Origin of the sequence: Rhizorhabdus sp. (genome assembly GCF_018006725.1) — a bacterium.
GTDB lineage: Bacteria > Pseudomonadota > Alphaproteobacteria > Sphingomonadales > Sphingomonadaceae > Rhizorhabdus.
Genome location: NZ_JAGMXV010000310.1, coordinates 1 through 4,784, shown reverse-complemented (window position 1 = coordinate 4,784; position 4,784 = coordinate 1). Strand labels below are relative to the sequence as shown.

General features: G+C 66.0%; 6 protein-coding genes. 3 read left to right on the top strand and 3 right to left on the bottom strand.

What is annotated here, in order from left to right:
• Together KAY22_RS24760 and KAY22_RS24755 are read right to left on the bottom strand one after the other, a co-directional pair.
• Positions 1 to 506: YbhB/YbcL family Raf kinase inhibitor-like protein (locus tag KAY22_RS24760; RefSeq protein WP_296625794.1), on the bottom strand; the 506-nt coding region annotated here is incomplete at its 3' end.
• A gap of 119 nt (positions 507 to 625) precedes the next feature.
• Positions 626 to 1,435, bottom strand: a complete 810-nt coding sequence (locus KAY22_RS24755) for a hypothetical protein (protein ID WP_296625793.1) — start codon at positions 1,433 to 1,435, stop codon at positions 626 to 628.
• A gap of 151 nt (positions 1,436 to 1,586) precedes the next feature.
• Here KAY22_RS24755 and KAY22_RS24750 point away from each other — a divergent pair, with 151 nt between their 5' ends.
• Genes KAY22_RS24750 through trmFO form a run of 3 tightly spaced genes read left to right on the top strand, consistent with a single transcriptional unit; the run spans position 1,587 to position 4,409 of the window.
• Positions 1,587 to 1,847, top strand: coding sequence for a hypothetical protein (locus KAY22_RS24750; protein ID WP_296625792.1), 261 nt, complete (start codon positions 1,587 to 1,589; stop codon positions 1,845 to 1,847).
• Positions 1,844 to 3,016, top strand: a complete 1,173-nt coding sequence (locus tag KAY22_RS24745; RefSeq protein WP_296625791.1) for a crosslink repair DNA glycosylase YcaQ family protein — start codon at positions 1,844 to 1,846, stop codon at positions 3,014 to 3,016. Before KAY22_RS24750 ends, KAY22_RS24745 begins: the two co-directional genes overlap by 4 nt.
• A gap of 58 nt (positions 3,017 to 3,074) precedes the next feature.
• Entirely contained in the window at positions 3,075 to 4,409 is a 1,335-nt protein-coding gene (gene trmFO / locus KAY22_RS24740) for a methylenetetrahydrofolate--tRNA-(uracil(54)-C(5))-methyltransferase (FADH(2)-oxidizing) TrmFO (protein ID WP_296625790.1), read from the top strand.
• 19 nt (positions 4,410 to 4,428) lie between these two features.
• Here the strand turns inward: trmFO and KAY22_RS24735 are convergent, their stop codons facing one another.
• Positions 4,429 to 4,647 carry a DUF2945 domain-containing protein gene (locus KAY22_RS24735; protein WP_296625789.1) on the bottom strand — a complete coding sequence of 73 codons (219 nt, stop codon included), beginning with the start codon at positions 4,645 to 4,647 and terminating at the stop codon, positions 4,429 to 4,431.
• Positions 4,648 to 4,784: the final 137 nt, after the last annotated feature.

Genomic DNA, 4,784 nt, shown 5'->3' with positions numbered 1-4,784 from the left:
GATCGGCCGGGGCTGGGCCCGACATCGACCGCCTCGCTGAGCGCGAACAGCTGGAACACATAATCGTGCGAGCCGTGCCCGGACGGGGGATCGGGCGGCAGCCACCCCTCCCCGATCAGGCTGTTGCGGCCGACATCGCGGCCATCCGCCTGTCCGTCGCCGTCGGGGGCGATAGCCCCTTCCGCCAGCCGATGCTCGTCTGCCGGGATGTTCCACACCAGCGCATGGACCAGCGGCTGCAGCGCCGGCGCATCCGGATCTTCGACGATAAGCGCGAGGCTGGCGGCGCCCTCCGGCAGCGGACCCCAGACGAGCGGCGGCGAAACGCCGTCTCCGTCCGCCGTGAAACGCACCGGCAGCCTCGCCCCATAGCCAAAAGCGGGACTTTCCAGATCGATGACAGTCTCCCCGACCGCCAGGTCCGGATTGACGATCACCAGCTTGGAATGGCCTGCCCGCACATTGTGGAGCAGACCGCCCAGCCAGCGCGGCAGATGTTCGAACATCGATCCTTCCTCCTGTGATTCAACGACTAAATGCGGGACCGGGGCGGAATGATCCCGCGGCGCCCGTCATTTAGCCGCAGCGGAGCCGGCGCGCCTTGAGGCAGATCATCTTTCCTGCATTAGGCGATCCTGGCCACCAGTCCGCAGACTGTATTGGTGATCGTACCGCCGAACAGCATCGCGCCGATACTGAGGACCGACGGCTTGGTCCATTTCTGGCCATCCCACCCCCAGGTCTTTGGATCATCGAGGTCGCTTCCTTCAGGGGGTATCTGCTGCGCAACGAGGTTTCCGGTCAGCCCGCAGATACCTTTGCCGAACACCTCGAAGAAATTGGGCGAGGTGAACGTGGTGTTCTTGAGTCCATTCTGCACCACGCCCGCATACCAGCCGGTTACGACGGCCCGCATCTGCGCTTCACTCGCCTTGCTCAGGTCAATGAAGGCATAGCGATTATTCTTGTCCGCAACGATGAACACGGGCCCCTTCGCGTCGGCTACCCCATAGACCTGCAGCAGCGCCTTAGCCGCCTCATAATCATAGGCGGCGAGCATCGAAGCGCAGTCGCTCGCCGAAATGGGCGCCTTCACCGGCCAATAGGTCGGGATCCGCTGCGCGCCCGGTACGACCTGTCGCGCAATATCCGGCGTCGTCAGCAGCCCCATATAGGCCTTGCACAATTTCTTGTTCCGGCTGCCGTTCCGATTGGTCAGCAGGATGACGGCCCGGAACGGATAGGAGGAAGCGGTCTGCGAGAAGGCGGTACCGCGCGGCAGCATTTCACGGACCACCACGGCCGTCGCGGCGACCTGCCCGCTTCCGCCGTCGACTGGCGGAGGCGGAGGGGGTGGGGCGACATTCATGGTAGAGCAGTTGACAAGCGCTACCAAAGCCATGGCGGCGATGAATCTGACGAATGAGCGATGCATGGTCCCCTCCCTGACGGATCAGCCCCCCGGCCAAAGACCTTGTGCCATGCCCTACCGTTACGGAACAGGTGCGATTTCTCCTTAGGCGTAACGAGCCCGCTTTCTGCGCCGCCCTCTTGCCAGCATCGGTCCGCCGGGGCATCGCGCAACGATGGACCTCGACGATCTGCTCTTTCACTATTTCGGCACCACGTCGATCGACGATCTCGACGAGGACGCGATCGAGACCGGACGCGAGCGGGTCGCCATCGCGTTCGGGACCGAGCAGGAGCGCGGTCGGCGCTTTGCCTTGTGGATCCTGCTGGACGCGCTGGGATCGGCTCCCGAACCCGACGCTGCTTTCGAGGATGAGCGCGACCGCAAGGCGGCCGAGGATTATCTCTGGGCATCGCGGCGCATGGAGCGGCGTTGAAGCTGCACCATATATCGCTTGCCGAGGCCCGCCGCATCGCGCTGGCGGCGCAGGGTTTCGGCGGGCGAACGGCGACTGCGAACCCGCGCAAGCTCGCCGCGACGCTTGACCGCCTCTCGCTGCACCAGATCGACAGCGTCAACGTGCTGTCGCGGGCGCATTATCTGCCGGCTTTCTCGCGCCTCGGCGCTTATGATCGCGGGTGGCTGGACCAGGCCGCCTGGGGCCCGTGCGGCAAGCGGCGCATCTTCGAATATTGGGCGCATGAGGCCTCGCTGCTGCCGTTAGACCTGCACCCGCTGCTCCGCTGGCGCATGGCCGAAGCCGACCGGGGCGAGCGCGGCTGGAGATCGCTGCGCAGCTATGCCGGCGAACGCCGCGCCGAGGCCATGCGCACGCTCGCCCGCCTCGCCGCCGAAGGACCGCTGTCCGCATCCGACTTCGAGGACGGGAAGGGGCAAGGCGGCTGGTGGGGCTGGGGCGAGGCAAAGCGCCAGCTGGAGTGGCTGTTCTGGGCGGGCCACATCACCACCGCGACGCGCAGGAACAGCTTCGAGCGGGTCTATGACCTGACCGAGCGCGTAATCCCGCCCGACATCCTTGCCCTCCCCACGCCCGACAAGGCAGCGGCCCATCGCGCCCTGATCGCGCGGGCTGCTTCGGCGCTGGGTGTCGCGTCCGAAAGTGATCTGCGCGATTATTTCCGGACCGAGGTCGAGCCGACCCGCGACGCCATCGCCGCGCTGGCCGAGGAAGGCGTGCTCGAGCCCGTGCAGGTCGAGGCCTGGGCCAAAGCCGCCTGGCTGCACCGCGAAGCGCGCTCGCCACGGCGCGTATCGGCCGCAGCACTGCTCGCACCCTTCGACCCGTTGATCTGGGAGCGATCCCGTACCGAGCGACTGTTCGACTTCCACTACCGGATCGAGATCTACACCCCCGCCCACAAGCGGCGCTTCGGCTATTATGTCCTGCCCTTCCTGCTGGGCGACAGGCTTGTCGGCCGCGTCGACCTGAAGGCCGACCGGCAGGCCTCCCGTCTGCTCGTCCAGTCGGTACACCTCGAAGCCGACGCCCCGGTCAACAGCTTCGAGGCCTTGTCTTCCGCCCTTTGCGATATGGCCGACTGGCTGGGCCTCGACGCGGTTTTGGAGCGCGGCCGATCCAGTTGACGCGGACGCCGGTCGGAAGATGCTTCAATCCACCGCCGGGTGCGACTAAAGCCGCTGCATGGATCATCAGATACACATTATCGGCGGAGGCCTAGCCGGCTCCGAAGCGGCGTGGCAGCTGGCGCAGGCCGGCATCAAGGTGCGCCTGTCGGAAATGCGTGGGGTCGAGGCGACCCCGGCGCACCAGACCGACAGCCTGGCCGAACTCGTCTGCTCGAACAGCTTCCGCTCAGATGATCCTCACAATGCGGTCGGCCTGCTTCATCAGGAGATGCGCGCGCTCGGCTCGCTGATCATGGCACAGGCGGACGCGCACCGCGTGCCGGCGGGCTCGGCACTCGCCGTCGACCGCGAGGGTTATGCCGAGGCCGTGACCCGCGCGATCGCCAATCACCCGATGATCGAGCTAGTGCGGGAACGGGTCGACGTGCTTCCGGACAGCGGCGCGGTGATCGTCGCCACCGGTCCGCTGACCGCCGCATCGCTCGCATCCTCGATCGGCGAGGCGACCGGCGCCGATGCGCTCGCTTTCTTCGACGCCATCGCGCCGATCGTCCACCATCATTCGATAAACATGGACATCGCCTGGATGGCCTCGCGCTGGGACAAGGGCGAGACCAAGGATTATATCAACTGTCCGATGGACAAGGAGCAGTATCTCGCTTTCCACCAGGGACTGCTCGACGGCGAAAAGACCGAGTTCAAGGAGTGGGAGAAGAACACGCCCTATTTCGACGGCTGCATGCCCGTCGAGGTCATGGCGGAACGCGGGGTCGACACGCTGCGCCACGGCCCGATGAAGCCGGTCGGCCTCGACAATCCGCGCACCGGGCGCTGGCCCTATGCGGTGGTACAGCTGCGGCAGGACAATGCGCTGGGTACCTTGTGGAACATCGTCGGCTTTCAGACGAAGCTCAAGCATGCCGAGCAGGTCCGCCTGTTCCGGACGATCCCCGGCCTCGAAAATGCGGAGTTCGCGCGGCTGGGTGGCCTCCACCGCAACACCTTCATCCAGAGCCCCAAGCTGCTCGACCGTACCCTGCGGCTCAAGTCGCGCCCGCACATCCGTTTCGCCGGCCAGATCACCGGCTGCGAGGGCTATGTCGAATCGGCCGCGATCGGCCTGCTGGCGGGCCGCTTCGCCGCCGCCGAACTGCTCGGCCGCAGCTTCGCCCGCCCGCCCGAGACCACCGCGCTGGGAGCGCTCCTCAACCACATCACCGGCGATGCGGATGCCGACAGCTACCAGCCGATGAACGTCAATTTCGGCCTGTTTCCGCCGCTGGAGGGCGCGCGCGGCGGGCGCAAGCGCAAGGGCGACCGCAAGGTGATGATGTCCGAGCGCGCCGACGAGGCGCTGCGCCAGTGGATGGCTGAGAGCGAGGCCGCCTGACGGCCGCGCGAAGGCCGGCTCAGGCGGCGGTCAGTTCAGAACCGCGCTTGAGCGCTTTCTTGCCCTCATCGGTCTCGACCAGATAGGCCGGGTTGTCCGCCGTTCCCCGGCGAACGATCCGGCCGCCTTCGATCGTCCGCTGGACGCGTCGCTCGAACCGTTCCTCGACATGGCCGTGGGCGCTGTGCGCGCCCCATTGCCAGCTAACCTTCTGACCTTTGCGAAATTTGTTGGACATGGCGCGTTCCTTTCACCTTGCAGAACCGCCCGACCCTTTGGCCGTTCCGGTTGCGATGATCGGATTTGCCTCCTAAGGCGGCGCGATGGATGCTTCGCAGCTGCGTGTGGCCCTGTTTACGGGCAACTATAACTATG

Excerpts from the sequence above, each read along its gene's own strand:
- trmFO (WP_296625790.1), top strand. The coding sequence starts at position 3,075 with ATGGATCATCAGATACACATTATCGGCGGAGGCCTAGCCGGCTCCGAA.
- KAY22_RS24735 (WP_296625789.1), bottom strand. The coding sequence starts at position 4,647 with ATGTCCAACAAATTTCGCAAAGGTCAGAAGGTTAGCTGGCAATGGGGC.
- KAY22_RS24750 (WP_296625792.1), top strand. The coding sequence starts at position 1,587 with ATGGACCTCGACGATCTGCTCTTTCACTATTTCGGCACCACGTCGATC.
- KAY22_RS24755 (WP_296625793.1), bottom strand. The coding sequence starts at position 1,435 with ATGCATCGCTCATTCGTCAGATTCATCGCCGCCATGGCTTTGGTAGCG.